The organism is Serratia sp. CY56464 (genome assembly GCF_052168435.1).
Lineage (GTDB): Bacteria > Pseudomonadota > Gammaproteobacteria > Enterobacterales > Enterobacteriaceae > Serratia > Serratia marcescens.
This window is the reverse complement of record NZ_JBJNMV010000002.1, coordinates 234,154-248,662: the sequence shown is the minus strand read 5'-3', so window position 1 is coordinate 248,662 and position 14,509 is coordinate 234,154. Positions and strand designations below refer to the sequence as shown.

The window sequence follows — 14,509 nt, the reverse complement described above, 5'->3', positions numbered from 1 at the left end:
CCTTTAAACAATGCCGGTCAGGTAGAACACGCCGATCACGAACAGCACCGCGGCGCTCTTGATCAGGGTGATGGCGAAGATGCCGCCATAGGCCTGCCGGTGGCTGAGGCCGGTGATCGCCAACAGGGTGATCACCGCGCCGTTGTGCGGCAAGGTATCCATGCCGCCGCTGGCCATCGAGGCCACCCGGTGCAGCACCTCCAGCGGAATGTGTGCCGCATGGGCGGCGGCGATAAAGCTGTCGGACATAGCCGCCAGCGCGATGCTCATGCCGCCGGAGGCCGATCCGGTGATGCCGGCCAGCAGGGTGACGCTGATCGCTTCGTTCAGCAGCGGGTTGGGGATCGCCGACAGCGCCTGCGACAGCACCAAAAAGCCCGGCAGCGCGGCGATCACCGCGCCGAAGCCGTATTCGGAGGCGGTGTTCATCGCCGCCAGGATCGCGCCGCCGACCGCCGTCTTGCTGCCTTCCGCCAGCCGGCCGCGAATATTGCGAAAGCCGAACACCACCACCAGCAGAATACCCGACACCAGCGCCGCTTCCACCGCCCAAATGGCGGTGATCTTCGCCACATCGGTGGTGATGGGCTTGGCCAGCCCCGGCAGCGTCAGATCGTGGCTGGCGCCGTACCACTGCGGGATCCAATGGGTGAAGCCAAGGTTGAATACCCCGACCAAAATCAACGGCAAGATGGCGATCAGCGGGTTAGGCAGGTTGATGTCGTCCGGGGTTTCCGGTTCGTTCAGCAGCTCGGTGCCGTAACCCTCCCCCTTCAACTGCGCGTTGCGCCGCTGGCGTTCAAGATACAGCAAACCGACCGCGATGATGAACAGCGAGCCGATCAGCCCCAGCCAGGGCGCGGCCCAGGCGTTGGTGCCGAAGAAGCTGGTCGGGATGATGTTTTGGATCTGCGGCGTGCCGGGCAAGGCGTCCATGGTGAAGGAGAAGGCGCCGAGCGCTACGGTGGCCGGGATCAGCCGCTTGGGGATGCCGCTCTGGCGGAACAGCTCGGCGGCGAACGGATAGACCGCGAACGCCACCACGAACAGCGACACCCCGCCGTAGGTCAGCAGCGCGCATACCAGCACAATCACCGGAATGGCGTGGCGTCGGCCGAGAATGCGGATCGCCGCCGCGACGATCGATCGGGAAAAGCCGGACAGCTCGATCAGTTTGCCGAATACCGCCCCCAGCAGGAACACCGGGAAGTAGAGCTTCACGAAGCCGACCATCTTCTCCATAAACAGCCCGGTGAAGGTCGGCGCCACCGCGCCGGGATCGGTCAACAGCACCGCGCCCAGCGCGGCGATCGGGGCGAACAAAATCACGCTGTAGCCGCGGTAGGCGGCCAGCATCAGTAATCCCAGTGCTGCCAGGGCAATTAAAACGCTCATCGGGCACCTCGCTATCGTTGTTATTGTCAGGTACGGCGTGCGAAATTACGGTTTCAGCGCAAAGCGCAGCTGATGCGCCCGTCGCCGTTGAATGCGTTCCCTGCGCGCTTCATCCCACAGATAAAATCCCCGGCCGCTGCGCTGGCCGCTATCGCCGCGCTGCAGCCGCTGTTCTACCAGCGCCATCATCTCGTCGCCGGTCGCCAGTTCCGGGAACAGGTGGCGGGCGATGTCCGCCACCGTCGCTAGCCCGGTCATGTCGGCGGCCTCCAGCGGGCCGACCATGGCGTAGCGCCGCCCCAGCGAGGCGCGCATCACCTGATCCACCACCTCGGCGCTGGCGATGCCGCTGTGGACGATGTGCAGCGCCTCGCGCAGCACCGCAAACTGCAGCCGGTTGCCGACAAACCCCGGCGCGGCGCGCTCCAGCAGCACCGCCTCCAGCGCCATCCCGCCGAGCAGCGCCTGCACCGCCGCCAGATGGCGCGGATCGGTGGCGCGGCCGGGCACGATCTCCACCAGCGGGATCAGGTGCGGCGGGTGCCAGAAGTGGGCGATCAGCAGCCGCTGCGGATGGGTCATGCGCGCCGCCAGCTCGTCCGGCGGCAGGCCGCTGGTGTTGCTGGCAATCACCGCGTCGTCGGCGATCAGCCCTTCCAGCTGCTCATACAGCGCGTGCTTCAGCTCGAGCCGTTCCGGGATCGCCTCGATCACCAGCCGGGCGCGCGCCACCGCGTTCAGATCGCCAGTCACGCGCAGGCGCGCCAGCGCCGCGCCGCGCTCAATATGCGCAAACTGCCCGACGTCGCTCAGCTCGGCCAGAATGCCGCTCGCCACCGCCGGCGCTTCCGCCAGGCGCTGCGGATCCGGGTCATACAGCAGCACCTCATGGCCGTGGCGAATAAAGTGGGTGGCGATGCCCACCCCCATCAGCCCGGCGCCCAGTACCGCATAGTCAGATGACTGCATGGTGCCCTCCTCGGTTGTTTACGGGCGCTCTACCGCCAGCGCCACCCCCTGCCCGCCGCCGATGCACAGCATCGCCAGCCCCTTGTTCACCCCGCGGCGCTGCATTTCGTACAGCAGCGACACCAAAATGCGACAGCCGGAGGCGCCGATCGGATGCCCCAGCGCGATCGCTCCGCCGTTGACGTTGACCCGCTCCGCCTCCCAGCCCAGTTCTTTACCCACCGCCAGCGCCTGCGCGGCGAAGGCTTCGTTGGCTTCGATCAGATCGACTTCCTCCAGCCGCCAACCGGCTTTTTCCAGGCAGCGGCGCGCGGCCGGCACCGGGCCGATGCCCATGATCGCCGGATCGACGCCCGACGAGGCGTAACCGGCGATGCGCGCCAGCACCGGCAAGCGCAGCTCAGCGGCTTTTTCCGCGCTCATCAGCAGCACCACGGCGGCGCCGTCGTTGAGCGACGAGGCGTTGCCGGCGGTCACCGAACCCTCCTTGCGAAACGCCGGACGCAGCCGCGCCAGCGCCTCTAGGCTGGTGTCGCGCGGCTGTTGGTCGCGCTCAACTCTCAGCGCCTCCCCCTTCGGCTGCGGCACCGTCACCGGCGTGATCTCCTGCGCGAAACGCCCGGCCTGCTGCGCCGCCTGCGCCTTCTGCTGCGAACGCAGCGCAAAGCTGTCCTGCTCGGCGCGGCTGATGGCGTATTTCTCCGCCAGGTTCTCGGCGGTGATGCCCATGTGGTAGTCGTTGAACGCGTCCCACAGGCCATCGTGGATCACGCTGTCCACCATCTGCGCGTGACCGAGGCGCAGACCGGCGCGCGCGCCGGCCATCAGGTAAGGCGACTGGCTCATGCTCTCCTGGCCGCCGGCGATCACCGCCTCGGCATCACCGCTGCGGATCGCCTGCACCGCCAGATGCACCGCCTTCAAACCGGAGCCGCACACCTTGTTGATGGTCAGCGCCGGCGTCGTAACGGGCAGCCCGGCGTTGAGCGCGGTCTGGCGCGCCGGATTCTGCCCGCAGCCGGCGGTCAGCACCTGGCCGAGGATCACTTCATCGATCTGCTGCGGCGGCACGCCGCTTTGCGCCAGCAGCCCCTGCACCGCCGCCGCGCCCAGTTCCACCGCCGTCAGCGGCGCCAGCGCGCCGTGAAAACTGCCGACCGGCGTGCGCGTCGCCGCCACGATCACCACTTCACGTTGTTGCACATTCACCTCCCGTTTCAGAAACGCATTTCCGGCACTTGCTCCGGCACGATCAGCCGGCCGGCGGTTTTGGCGACAATCTCCGCCACGCTGACGCCCGGCGCGCGTTCGCGCAGCACGAAGGCGCCGTCTTCAATTTCCAGGTAGGCCAGATCGGTCAATACCTTGCGGATGCAGCGGGCGCCGGTCAGCGGCAGCGTGCAGCGCGGCAGCAGCTTGGACTCGCCGCCCTTCGCGGCGTGGGTCATCACCACGATGATGTTCTCCGCCCCCGCCACCAGATCCATCGCGCCGCCCATGCCCTTGACCATCTTGCCGGGGATCATCCACGAGGCGATGTTGCCCTCGACGTCCACTTCAAACGCCCCCAGCACGGTCAGATCGACATGGCCGCCGCGGATCATGGCGAACGACTGCGCCGAATCGAAGATCGACGCGCCGAGGCGCGCGGTGACCGTCTGCTTGCCGGCGTTGATCATGTCGGCGTCCAGCTGCTGCTCGGTCGGGAACTCGCCCATCCCCAGCAGGCCGTTTTCCGACTGCAGCATCACATCCATGCCCGCCGGCACGTAGTTGGCCACCAGCGTCGGGATGCCGATGCCCAGGTTGACGTAGTAACCGTCCCTCAACTCTTGCGCCACGCGCTGCGCCATTTGTTCACGGGTAAGCATGAGAATCTCCTTAAGCCCGCAGGGTGCGTTGTTCGATACGCTTCTCGAAGGTGCCCTGGATCAGCCGATCGACGTAAATGCCGGGGGTGTGGATCGCCGCCGGATCCAGCTCGCCCGGCGCCACGATCTCTTCCACTTCCACCACCGTGATGCGCCCGGCGGTCGCCATCAGCGGATTAAAGTTCTGCGCGGTGTGGCGGTAGATGACGTTGCCGAAGTGATCGGCCTTCCAGCCTTTCACGATGGCGAAATCGCCGGTGATGGCGGTTTCCATGATGTAGGGGCGGCCGTTGAACTCGCGCACCTCTTTGCCTTCGGCGATCGGCGTGCCGTAACCGGTGGCGGTGAAGAACGCCGGGATGCCGGCGCCGCCGGCGCGGATCTTCTCCGCCAGCGTGCCCTGCGGCGTGAGATCCACCTCCAGCTCGCCGCTGAGCGCCTGCTGTTCGAACAGCGCGTTTTCACCGACGTAAGATCCCACCACCTTGCGGATCTGATGGGTTTCCAGCAGCCGCCCGAGGCCGAACCCGTCGACGCCGCAGTTGTTGGAAACCACCGTCAACCCGCGCACGCCGCGCCGGCGGATCTCTTCGATCAGATTCTCCGGGATGCCGCACAGGCCAAAGCCGCCCGCCAGCACCGTCATGTTGTCCGTCAGGCCTGCCAGCGCTTCCTGGTAGCTACCGACGCGTTTGTCGAGCCCTGCCATATCGTTGCCCCTGCATGTTGCGGCGCAGGGCGAAATGCCCTGGCTTGCGTGAGGGCATCTTCAGGTCACAAAAATGATTTGTTAATTTTGTTTTTATGCCTCATTCATTTAGAATTTTTATTAATCAGTCGTTAACCGACAATTAACAAAGAGTTAACGCCAACCAAAATGAAAATGAGCATCAAACAGTTACGCGCGTTTTTAGCGGTAGCTCACACTCTGAATTTCGCCCAGGCCAGCGAGCGGCTGAATATTTCTCAGCCGGCGCTCAGCCTGGCGATCCGTGGGCTGGAAGACGCGTTGGGCGGGCCGCTGCTGCTGCGCACCACCCGCCGGGTGACGCTGACGCCGGAAGGAGAAACCTTCTTCCCGATGGCGCGCCAGCTGCTGGCGGATTGGGACAACGCGGAAGAGGCGATGCGTCAGCGCTTCACCCTGCAGATGGGCAAGGTGGCGATCGCCGCCATGCCGTCGTTCGCCGGCAACCCGCTGCCGCCGATCCTCAAGGCGTTTCGCGATCGTTACGCCGGCATCAACGTGGCGGTGCACGACGTCATCAACGAACAGGTGTTTGAAATGATCCGCGAAGGCCGGGTGGAGATGGGCATCGCCTTCGAGCCGGAGCCGAGCGACACCCTGCACTTCACCCCGCTGTGCCGCGATCGCTTTCTGGCGGTGGTGCCGAAGGATTCGGCGCTGGCGCGCAAGGCGCAGGTGAGCTGGAAGGAGCTGCTGACGCTGGATTTCATCACCCTGCAGCGGCCATCGGCGGTGCGGCTGCTGCTGGAGCAGGAGCTGGCCCGCAGCGGGCGAACGCTGGAGGTGGCGTTTGAAAGCCACCAGTTGGTGACGGTCGGGCGCATGGTGGCCAACGGCCTCGGCGCCAGCGCGGTGCCGGCGCTGTGCGAGCGACAGATGGATGAGCTGGGGGCGGTCTGCGTGCCGCTGATCGGCCCGATCATCGAACGGCGCGTGGGCCTGATCCGCCTGGCGCAACACCAACTCTCTTCCGCCGCGCAGGCGCTGGCGACGGTAATCGAACGGGAGATGGCGGGGAGTGGCGCGGCTCCTGCACTTAAACCGTAAACCCGACGTGCTCGCCGCCCGGCAGCTCGAAAAAGAAAGTGGTTATTGCCTTGCGGCTTGAACATGGGATGCAACAAGAGACGGGAACAGCGACATCAGCGTCGGACAGAGAAGAAAACATGCTGATTTGGCGAGGTAATAAAGCACGCAACCCGGTTTTTTATTTATGAATGAATATCAAAATAATAGAATCATTCTCCATATCAATCAATTAATTACACCAAACACGCCTTTGCCTTTCCGTCTTGTGAGCGAACGCAAAAGATTGTGACAAAGTGGGTTAATCATGTCTGAACTTTCGTTATGGTATTTTTTCATGTTTTAACGGATTAAAACCATGGCCACAACTCAAGGAAACGCCAGAAAACTTACGGCCGGTGAAATCACATTGGCCAGACTGCTCTACAAAGATGCTGTCGATTACTCGCGCGTTCGCGTCCATAACGGCAGCTATTTCCCCTTCGGCTTACAGCATGAAGATACGGCCGTAACACCAAATGGCACGCTCTATTTTATGCCCAAACACTTCAAAGAAGACTTTGCCACGGCAAACGCCTACGATCAGCATTGGTTTATCCATGAAATGGCGCATGTCTGGCAATATCAATTAGGCATGAACGTACACCTGCGCGGTTTGGCTAGTTGGGCGGTTTCCTATCAGTATTCCTTGCCCAATTATCATCTTCTATCCGATTATGGAATGGAGGCACAGGCAAGTATCATTGCAGACTATTTCTATCTCACTAAATTCGGGCGCAATGGCTTTCAAATAATCACCAACTACAGCGGCATTATTGGGCCAGACATTAAAAAACGCTATGAATGGGTATTGCGAGCTTTCCTGAAAAATCCAAAGAACCGGAACACCTTATTATGACAAGACGTTATCTCTCTTTGCTGTGCGTACTGCTACTGAACGGCTGTCAATCCACTCAGCCCTGGTACCATCCGTTGGATGTCTCGCTCAAAGACAATCAACCTTGCTTTGCAGTGCCTATCAACAGCGTTCGCAGCGGCGACAACCTGCAAAACCGGGGAGTGATCGTCTCACGACAGGAACAACAGCAATGGCATATCGTCTGGACCTCACCAGAAGTCACTCCGTTGCCTGACCTGAAACCAGGGCAATGCGTCACTTATCCGCAAATAAACTGGGCTGCGGGAGAATACTCCGTCTTGCTCGGCGTCTCGATGAATAACGATACGGAAAGGCGTAAATATATGAAAGAATTCAACTTAATAATTAATCCCAAAGGAGAAATACAGCTACAGTAAGGAGACTGGGATTATTTATTCCCCCTCCACCGCCTGCACCGCCGCCTTCTGCGTGGCGCGCTGATATAAGCACAGCTCCCTGCCCGGCTGGTTTTTCATAAACGGCTGTGGGTAGCGCCCGCCGATAAACAGTGCCGAATAGCCGACGTCATCACCGTAGTGAACGATCGCCCCTTCCACCCTGGCGTTTTTTAGCCCGCTGGCTTTCAGGCAGGCGGCGCGCATCGCCCGTTCGCTCTCGGCCCACGCCTGTGGGGAAGACGCAGTGGCGTTGAACGCGGCCAGCGCGGCGATAAGCAGCCCTATTCTCTTCATCGTTATCTCTCCTTCTACGGCCCGTCTCGCCAGTATAGACCGTGCCGACCCGGCCAACCCGCCGCGCTCTTTACGGCATTTTTATTCCGCGCCCCGTTAACGTTACGGCGTTTTTACAGACAGTTTTTGCCGCCGCAGATACCCTTTTCACATCGCCGCTATGGCCTCACAAGAGAGTTGTCTCATGCGTTTATCCCTGCCTCTGGCCGTGACCGGTCTTCGTTCTGGAGCGCGCCATGCATTCTAATATCATCGGGTTCAATCCTCTGCTGGCGGAGCTGCCCGCTTCGCCGACACGCGCCTTCCGCAAAGAACTGGAACACTACCTGCAGCGCTATCCGGATACCGAACAGTTGGATATTTATCTGCACGATCTGAACGGCCAGTTGCGCGGCAAGCGGTTGCCGATCGCCGAAGCCTTTGGGCTGGAAAAAGGCTGCTACTTCCCGCTGTCGATTTACGCCCTGGATCTCCACGGCCGGGTGACTGAAGAGAGCGGGCTGGGGCAGCGGGCGGGCGAGCCGGACCGCTTGTGCCTGCCGGTGCCCGGCACGCTGCGCCCCTGCGCGCGCGATCCCGAACGCCACGCCCAGCTGCTGCTGACGATGCAAAACGCCGACGGCGGCGCCTGCGAGCTGGAGCCGCGCGTGGTGCTGCAACGGGTGCTGAAGCGCCTGCACGAGCGCAACTGCTTCCCGGTGGTGGCGGCCGAGCTGGAGTTCTACCTGCAGGATCCGCTGCGCCCCGCCGAGGCGGAAGCTTGCCCGACGCAGAGCTTCGCGGTGGATGCGCCCGAGCGCCACCATGCGCTGCTGAGCGACATCGAACGGCACGCGCGGCTGCAAAACCTGCCGCTGACCGGCGTGGTGGCCGAAGCCGCCTCCGGCCAGTACGAGCTGAACCTGCATCACAGCCGGCGCGTGCTGGAAGCCTGCGACCAGATCATGGCGCTGAAACGCCTGACGCGGCAGATTGCCGAGCAGCATCACCAGCACGCCTGCTTTATGGCCAAACCCTGCGCCCATGCCGCCGGCAGCGGGCTGCACTTTCACATCAGCCTGCAGAACGAGCACGGCGAGAACCTGCTGACCGGCGCGCCGGGCGAACTGAGCGACAACATGCAGCAGGCGATGGCGGGCATGCTGGCGCTGATGCCGGCGTCGATGGCGATCCTGGCGCCCAACATCAACGCGTTTCGCCGCTTCCGCCCCGGCATGCACGTGCCGTTGCGCGCCTCCTGGGGCCACAACAATCGCACGGTGGCGCTGCGCCTGCCCTGCGCCGACAGCGCCAATCAGCGTATCGAATACCGCCTGGCCGGCGCCGACGCCAACCCCTATCTGGCGCTGGCGGTGATGCTCGGCGGCCTGCTGCACGGGCTGGAACACCCGCTGCCGCTGCCGCCCGCCGCCCACGGCTGCGAAAGCGACAACGCCGCCCCCTTGCCGCTCGGCCAGCAGGAGGCGCTGGCGCTGTTCCGCCACAGCGATCCGCTGCGCGAGCTGCTCGGCCCAGCGTTCTGCACCCTGTGGCACACCTGCAAAAGCGCCGAACTGCGCCGCTTCGAGGAACAGGTCACCGCCGCCGAACTCGGCTGGATGCTGTAACCGTCCACTGATTCGTTAACCTAAGGATAATCATGAACATGCAACCGCAATTGGCCCCCGTACAGCCGCTGCTCTGCTGGCGCAAAGGCGTTTTTCATATCAGCACCGATCGGCAGTTATTGGATATCGAGGCGATCCAGCGTTTCCTCAGCCTGCCGGATCGGGCGGCGGCGGAGCGCCTGGCGCGCCACGGCCTGTGCTTTGGCCTGTACCGCAAACGCCACCAGCTCGGCTTCGCCCGTATGGTGACCGATTACGCCACCTTCGCCTCGGTGAGCGAGCTGTTCGTCAGCGCCGAATACCGCGGCGTCGGGCTGGGAAGCTGGCTGACGCGCTGCTGCCTGGCGCATCCGGCATTGCGCGGCCTGCGCGTCACGCTGCCCGTGCTGCAAGCGCCCTGGCGCGCCGACTGCGCGGCGCACGCCCCGCGCGCCCTGCACTGATAAGGAGAACCCGATGTCTCGTTTGGTGCTGATTTCCAACAAACAGTGCGACGGCAAGGATCTGGCCTGCGCCGGCCGGACGCTGGCGGCCGACGCCGAACCGGGGCTGTGGCTCGGCTGGAACGGCGACGTGCAGAATTTCGCGCAGCGCCCGATCAGTTGCCGCCAACGCGCCGGTTACGATCAGGTGACCTTCCCGCTGTCGATCGAGGAGTTTCGCCGCCACTATCAGGGCTACTACCACGACGGCCTGTGGCCGGTGTTCCACAACCAGCCGGAGAAGGCGCACTTCACGCCGGAAAACTACCGCGCTTACCGGCAGCTGAACTGCCGTTTCGCCGATATCGCCTGCGAGCACCTGTGCCCGGGCGACATCGTCTGTATCGACGACTACCAGTTGCTGCCCTGCGCCCAGGCGTTGAAGGAGCAGGGGCTGCTGAATGCCTGCGCGTTCTTCTTCCACCTGCCGTTCCCGTCGGCGGCGCTGCTGCGGCGCATCCCGGAACATCGCCAGCTGATCGCTTCGCTGCTGTTCTACGATCTGATCGGCTTTACCACCACGGACGATCGCAACGCCTTTCTCAGCTGCCTGTCAGGCGAGTTCCCGCTGGAGATGCTGCCCGACGACCAGATCCAGGCCAACGGGCATATTTTCGCCACCGGCATTTTCCCCGCCGGCATCAACGCCAGGCAGGTTTACTGAACTCAGGCCGCCGCCCGCTGGCGCTCCAGTTCGCGCACCAGCGGGATCACCTCACGGCCGAAGAACGCCACCTCTTCCTGGAAGTGCAGGAACGCCAACAGCATCAGATCCACCCCGGCGTCTTTCAGCGCGATGATGCGCTCGGCGATCTGCTGCGGCGTGCCGATCAGGTTGGTTTTAAAGCCGTCGTTGTACTGCACCAGATCCTCAAACGAGGATTTGGCCCAGTTGCCCTCACCCTCCGGCGAAGCCGCCCCGGCGTTCTTCACTTCGTGGCCGAATCCTTGCACCGCCTCCGGGTTGGCGTGATCGATAATCTCCTGCAGCACCGCCTGCGCTTCCTGCTCGGTATCGCGGGCAATGACGAAGCCGTTCACTCCCACCTTGACCCGGTGCTGGTTGGCCCTGGCCTTGGTCTGCAGATCGTCCACCTGCTGGCGAATGCCCTCCACGCTATTGCCGTTGGTGAAATACCAGTCCGAAACCCGCGCCGCCATGTCGCGCGCCGCCCGCGAGCTGCCGCCCTGGAAGATCTCCGGCAGCGGATCCAGCGGCTTGGGCTTCAGCGAGTAGTCGCGATAGCGATAAAAATCGCCGGCGAAGCTGAAGCTGGGCTCGGCCCAGATGCCGCGCAGGCAACGGATAAACTCTTCCGAACGCAGGTAGCGCTCTTCGTGGTCCAGCCACGGCTCGCCGATGGCCTTGAACTCGCCGCGGAACCAGCCGCTGACGATATTGACCGCGATGCGCGCGTTGGAAAGATGGCTGATGGTGGCGATCTGCTTGGCCGCCAGCGTGGGGTTCCACGGCCCCGGCAGCAGCGCGGCGATCACCTTCAGCTTCTCGGTGGAATCCAGCAGCGCCTGCGAAAACGACACCGACTCGTGCTGGTTGTCGGCGCCGTAACCGGCGGTGAAACGGATCTGGGTAAGCGCGTAGTCGAAACCGGCACGTTCGGCGATCTGCGCCAGCTTGCGGTTGTAGCCGATGTCCCAACCGGTGCGCTGCGGGATGTTGCTGATCACCAGACCGCCGGAGACGTTCGGCACCCAGTAGGCGAACTGAATAGGCTGCTGCGAGTGGTTTGCTGCTGACATGCTTCTCTCCCTCTGCTCGTTGGCGCCGCGATGCGGCACGCATATAACCATTATTGATTTACAAATATTGAAAATCTTTTTTTGGTTATAAATCCGATAGCAGGATGCGTGCCAACCGCCGCGTTAAGGCATCTGGCTGAAAAACCGAAGGTTTAAAGCCGGCGGGTTAAAGCGGGTGCTGCATTGGTAACAGCGGCTGGCGGGCGGCTGTTGCCAATGCAGCAAACCGCTCACCCCGCCAATCCAACCGTTCACCCGGCGGATCTGACCGCTGAGCGAAATACGCCTGTCTTCCCCCCTTACCCCCGGCGATGATGAGCTGTTCCTAAACCCGCCTTACCTCGGGAAAGACGCTACGGCTCGCCGCGCCACTCTGACATCTCTTACAAGCGGATGAGTTCATTCATATTTTGCAGACTGGAATTAAGGATACCTCATGAAACGAGAGGGGATTTTAAAGCACATTCCGTGGATGCTGCTGGGGATACTCGGCGCAGCCTGCCTCGGCGTGGTGGCGCTGCGCCGCGGCGAACACATCAGCGCGCTGTGGATCGTCGTCGCTTCGGTGGCGGTGTATCTGGTGGCCTACCGCTACTACAGCCTGTACATCGCCACCAGGGTGATGAAGCTGGACGCCGGCCGCGCCACCCCGGCGGTGGTCAACAACGATGGCCTCAACTACGTGCCGACCAACAAGAACGTGCTGTTCGGCCACCACTTCGCCGCCATCGCCGGCGCCGGGCCGCTGGTGGGGCCGGTGCTGGCCGCACAGGTCGGCTACCTGCCCGGCACGCTGTGGCTGCTGGGCGGCGTGGTGCTGGCGGGGGCGGTGCAGGACTTTATGGTGCTGTTCATCTCCTCGCGTCGCAACGGCGCCTCGCTCGGTGAAATCATCAAAAAAGAGATGGGGCCGATACCGGGCACCATCGCGCTGTTCGGCTGCTTCCTGATCATGATCATCATCCTGGCGGTGCTGGCGCTGATCGTGGTGAAAGCGCTGGCGGAAAGCCCGTGGGGGGTGTTCACCGTCTGCTCCACCGTGCCGATCGCGCTGTTTATGGGCATCTACATGCGCTACCTGCGCCCTGGCCGCGTGGGTGAAGTGTCGATCATCGGCATCGTGCTGCTGGTGGCCGCCATCTGGTTCGGCGGCGTAGTGGCGCACGACCCGTACTGGGGCCCGGCGCTGACCTTTAAAGACACCACCATCACCTTCACGCTGATCGGCTACGCCTTTGTCTCCGCCCTGCTGCCGGTGTGGCTGATCCTGGCGCCGCGCGACTACCTGGCCACCTTCCTGAAAATCGGTGTGATCGTCGGGCTGGCGATCGGCATCGTGATCCTCAACCCTGAGCTGAAAATGCCGGCGGTGACCCAGTTCGTCGACGGCACCGGCCCGGTGTGGAAAGGCACCCTGTTCCCGTTCCTGTTCATCACCATCGCCTGCGGCGCGGTCTCCGGCTTCCATGCGCTGATCGCCTCCGGCACCACGCCGAAGCTGTTGGCCAATGAGACCGACGCGCGCTTTATCGGTTACGGCGCGATGCTGATGGAGTCCTTCGTCGCCATCATGGCGTTGGTGGCGGCGTCCATCATCGAGCCGGGCCTGTACTTCGCCATGAACACCCCGCCGGCGGCGCTGGGCATCACCATGCCGGATCTGCACCGCCTGGGCACCGAAGACGCGCCGATGATCATGGCTTCGCTGAAGGACGTGACCGTGCACGCGGCGGCGGCGGTCAGCTCCTGGGGCTTCGTCATCAGCCCGGAACAGATCCTGCAGACCGCCACCGACATCGGCGAACCTTCGGTGCTGAACCGCGCCGGCGGCGCGCCAACCCTGGCGGTGGGCATCGCCCACGTGTTCCACCAGATCATTCCGGGCGCCAACATGGGCTTCTGGTACCACTTCGGCATTCTGTTCGAGGCGCTGTTCATCCTGACCGCGCTGGACGCCGGCACCCGCTCCGGCCGCTTCATGCTGCAGGATCTGCTCGGCAACTTCGTGCCGTTCCTGAAGAAAACCGACTCGCTGGTGGCCGGCATCGTCGGCACCGCCGGCTGCGTCGGGCTATGGGGCTACCTGCTGTATCAGGGCGTGGTGGATCCGCTCGGCGGCGTGAAGAGCCTGTGGCCGCTGTTCGGCATCTCCAACCAGATGCTGGCCGCCGTGGCGCTGGTGCTGGGCACCGTGGTGCTGATTAAGATGAAGCGCGCGCAATACATCTGGGTGACCGTGCTGCCGGCGGTATGGCTGCTGATCTGCACCACCTACGCGCTGGGCCTGAAGCTGTTCAGCGACAACCCGCAGCTGGAAGGCTTCTTCTTCCTGGCCGGCGAGTACAAGCGCAAGATCGCCGAAGGCGGCGCCGAGCTGAGCGCCCAGCAGATCGCCAACATGAACCACATCGTGGTGAACAACTACACCAACGCCGGGTTGAGCATTCTGTTCCTGCTGGTGGTGTACAGCATCATCTTCTACGGGGTGAAAACCGCGCTGGCGGCGCACAAAAACCCGAAACGCACCGACCAGGAAACACCTTACGTGCCGGTGCCGCAGGCCGCGCCCGCCGACGGCGTAACTGAGGGGGAGGTCAAAGTTTCGACCCAGCATTGATGTGATTTAACGGATACCCTGCATAATAAACGTTAAGCAGTACCCAAAGCCGCACGGCCTGCGCATCGCAAGACGCCAGGCGTGCGGCGCGATGCAATCGAGATACCCGGGGCGACCCGGAGGTGGGGCATCCCTGCGGGAACCCCATCCCCCGGCTTCCCCTAATATCAGGCTTAAGCAAGCGCTGTAGTGATGCAGGGTAGAGTTGGAGAAGGCTTATGTTCGGAAATCTCGGCCAGGCGGGGAAATATCTTGGGCAGGCGGCGCGCATGTTGGTGGGCGTGCCTGACTACGATACCTACGTCCAGCACATGAAAGACAACCACCCGGACAAGCCGGTGATGACCTATAAAGAATTTTTCCGCGAGCGCCAGCAAGCGCGCTACGGCGGCGACGGCAAAGGCGGCATGCGCTGCTGTTAA

Annotated in this window: 15 protein-coding genes; 8 read left to right on the top strand and 7 right to left on the bottom strand. The window is 63.1% G+C overall.

The window, feature by feature from the left end; all coding sequences use genetic code 11:
- Positions 1 to 3: 3 nt before the first annotated feature.
- Genes ACJ8KE_RS14800 through ACJ8KE_RS14780 form a run of 5 tightly spaced genes read right to left on the bottom strand, consistent with a single transcriptional unit; the run spans position 4 to position 4,944 of the window.
- Positions 4 to 1,395, bottom strand: a complete 1,392-nt coding sequence (locus tag ACJ8KE_RS14800; protein ID WP_049300764.1) for a GntP family permease — start codon at positions 1,393 to 1,395, stop codon at positions 4 to 6.
- Positions 1,396 to 1,440: 45 nt separating this feature from the next.
- Positions 1,441 to 2,364, bottom strand: coding sequence for a 3-hydroxyacyl-CoA dehydrogenase family protein (locus tag ACJ8KE_RS14795; protein ID WP_317006243.1), 924 nt, complete (start codon positions 2,362 to 2,364; stop codon positions 1,441 to 1,443).
- A gap of 18 nt (positions 2,365 to 2,382) precedes the next feature.
- Complete coding sequence (locus ACJ8KE_RS14790) at positions 2,383 to 3,567, bottom strand: acetyl-CoA C-acetyltransferase (protein ID WP_261460094.1); 1,185 nt, start codon at positions 3,565 to 3,567, stop codon at positions 2,383 to 2,385.
- 14 nt (positions 3,568 to 3,581) lie between these two features.
- Positions 3,582 to 4,235: a CoA transferase subunit B gene (locus ACJ8KE_RS14785; RefSeq protein WP_015376496.1), complete on the bottom strand. Its 654-nt coding sequence runs from the start codon at positions 4,233 to 4,235 to the stop codon at positions 3,582 to 3,584.
- Between the two features lie 10 nt (positions 4,236 to 4,245).
- Positions 4,246 to 4,944, bottom strand: coding sequence for a CoA transferase subunit A (locus ACJ8KE_RS14780; protein WP_004933280.1), 699 nt, complete (start codon positions 4,942 to 4,944; stop codon positions 4,246 to 4,248).
- Positions 4,945 to 5,112: 168 nt separating this feature from the next.
- Here ACJ8KE_RS14780 and ACJ8KE_RS14775 point away from each other — a divergent pair, with 168 nt between their 5' ends.
- The 3 genes from ACJ8KE_RS14775 (at position 5,113) to ACJ8KE_RS14765 (ending at position 7,305) form a co-directional block, all read left to right on the top strand.
- The gene (locus ACJ8KE_RS14775) at positions 5,113 to 6,030 is read left to right on the top strand and encodes a LysR family transcriptional regulator (RefSeq protein ID WP_016929229.1); all 918 of its coding nucleotides are present in this window, start codon (positions 5,113 to 5,115) and stop codon (positions 6,028 to 6,030) included.
- 337 nt (positions 6,031 to 6,367) lie between these two features.
- Positions 6,368 to 6,907 carry a hypothetical protein gene (locus ACJ8KE_RS14770; RefSeq protein ID WP_016929230.1) on the top strand — a complete coding sequence of 180 codons (540 nt, stop codon included), beginning with the start codon at positions 6,368 to 6,370 and terminating at the stop codon, positions 6,905 to 6,907.
- A complete protein-coding gene (locus ACJ8KE_RS14765) occupies positions 6,904 to 7,305 on the top strand; it encodes a putative T6SS immunity periplasmic lipoprotein (RefSeq protein ID WP_284065491.1) in 402 nt (133 codons plus the stop codon). Before ACJ8KE_RS14770 ends, ACJ8KE_RS14765 begins: the two co-directional genes overlap by 4 nt.
- A gap of 15 nt (positions 7,306 to 7,320) precedes the next feature.
- On the opposite strand, the gene ACJ8KE_RS14760 is transcribed toward ACJ8KE_RS14765, so the two are convergent.
- Entirely contained in the window at positions 7,321 to 7,620 is a 300-nt protein-coding gene (locus ACJ8KE_RS14760; RefSeq protein ID WP_197759249.1) for a hypothetical protein, read from the bottom strand.
- 236 nt (positions 7,621 to 7,856) lie between these two features.
- Here ACJ8KE_RS14760 and ACJ8KE_RS14755 point away from each other — a divergent pair, with 236 nt between their 5' ends.
- From ACJ8KE_RS14755 to ACJ8KE_RS14745, 3 genes are read left to right on the top strand one after another with little or no spacing between them, the layout of a single operon-like run.
- Complete coding sequence (locus tag ACJ8KE_RS14755) at positions 7,857 to 9,227, top strand: glutamine synthetase family protein (protein WP_117287167.1); 1,371 nt, start codon at positions 7,857 to 7,859, stop codon at positions 9,225 to 9,227.
- Between the two features lie 32 nt (positions 9,228 to 9,259).
- Entirely contained in the window at positions 9,260 to 9,670 is a 411-nt protein-coding gene (locus tag ACJ8KE_RS14750; protein ID WP_015376489.1) for a GNAT family N-acetyltransferase, read from the top strand.
- 13 nt (positions 9,671 to 9,683) lie between these two features.
- Positions 9,684 to 10,373, top strand: coding sequence for a trehalose-6-phosphate synthase (locus tag ACJ8KE_RS14745; protein ID WP_016929237.1), 690 nt, complete (start codon positions 9,684 to 9,686; stop codon positions 10,371 to 10,373).
- Between the two features lie 2 nt (positions 10,374 to 10,375).
- On the opposite strand, the gene sfnG is transcribed toward ACJ8KE_RS14745, so the two are convergent.
- On the bottom strand, positions 10,376 to 11,470 hold the full coding sequence (gene sfnG / locus ACJ8KE_RS14740; protein WP_004933309.1) for a dimethylsulfone monooxygenase SfnG: 1,095 nt from the start codon (positions 11,468 to 11,470) through the stop codon (positions 10,376 to 10,378).
- A gap of 436 nt (positions 11,471 to 11,906) precedes the next feature.
- Here sfnG and ACJ8KE_RS14735 point away from each other — a divergent pair, with 436 nt between their 5' ends.
- Both ACJ8KE_RS14735 and ACJ8KE_RS14730 read left to right on the top strand, forming a co-directional pair.
- Positions 11,907 to 14,087, top strand: coding sequence for a carbon starvation CstA family protein (locus ACJ8KE_RS14735; protein WP_079450037.1), 2,181 nt, complete (start codon positions 11,907 to 11,909; stop codon positions 14,085 to 14,087).
- 218 nt (positions 14,088 to 14,305) lie between these two features.
- Complete coding sequence (locus ACJ8KE_RS14730; protein WP_004953088.1) at positions 14,306 to 14,509, top strand: YbdD/YjiX family protein; 204 nt, start codon at positions 14,306 to 14,308, stop codon at positions 14,507 to 14,509.

Excerpts from the sequence above, each read along its gene's own strand:
- ACJ8KE_RS14800 (WP_049300764.1), bottom strand. The coding sequence starts at position 1,395 with ATGAGCGTTTTAATTGCCCTGGCAGCACTGGGATTACTGATGCTGGCC.
- ACJ8KE_RS14795 (WP_317006243.1), bottom strand. The coding sequence starts at position 2,364 with ATGCAGTCATCTGACTATGCGGTACTGGGCGCCGGGCTGATGGGGGTG.
- ACJ8KE_RS14785 (WP_015376496.1), bottom strand. The coding sequence starts at position 4,235 with ATGCTTACCCGTGAACAAATGGCGCAGCGCGTGGCGCAAGAGTTGAGG.
- ACJ8KE_RS14780 (WP_004933280.1), bottom strand. The coding sequence starts at position 4,944 with ATGGCAGGGCTCGACAAACGCGTCGGTAGCTACCAGGAAGCGCTGGCA.
- ACJ8KE_RS14775 (WP_016929229.1), top strand. The coding sequence starts at position 5,113 with ATGAAAATGAGCATCAAACAGTTACGCGCGTTTTTAGCGGTAGCTCAC.
- ACJ8KE_RS14770 (WP_016929230.1), top strand. The coding sequence starts at position 6,368 with ATGGCCACAACTCAAGGAAACGCCAGAAAACTTACGGCCGGTGAAATC.
- ACJ8KE_RS14765 (WP_284065491.1), top strand. The coding sequence starts at position 6,904 with ATGACAAGACGTTATCTCTCTTTGCTGTGCGTACTGCTACTGAACGGC.
- ACJ8KE_RS14760 (WP_197759249.1), bottom strand. The coding sequence starts at position 7,620 with ATGAAGAGAATAGGGCTGCTTATCGCCGCGCTGGCCGCGTTCAACGCC.
- ACJ8KE_RS14755 (WP_117287167.1), top strand. The coding sequence starts at position 7,857 with ATGCATTCTAATATCATCGGGTTCAATCCTCTGCTGGCGGAGCTGCCC.
- ACJ8KE_RS14750 (WP_015376489.1), top strand. The coding sequence starts at position 9,260 with ATGAACATGCAACCGCAATTGGCCCCCGTACAGCCGCTGCTCTGCTGG.
- ACJ8KE_RS14745 (WP_016929237.1), top strand. The coding sequence starts at position 9,684 with ATGTCTCGTTTGGTGCTGATTTCCAACAAACAGTGCGACGGCAAGGAT.
- sfnG (WP_004933309.1), bottom strand. The coding sequence starts at position 11,470 with ATGTCAGCAGCAAACCACTCGCAGCAGCCTATTCAGTTCGCCTACTGG.
- ACJ8KE_RS14735 (WP_079450037.1), top strand. The coding sequence starts at position 11,907 with ATGAAACGAGAGGGGATTTTAAAGCACATTCCGTGGATGCTGCTGGGG.
- ACJ8KE_RS14730 (WP_004953088.1), top strand. The coding sequence starts at position 14,306 with ATGTTCGGAAATCTCGGCCAGGCGGGGAAATATCTTGGGCAGGCGGCG.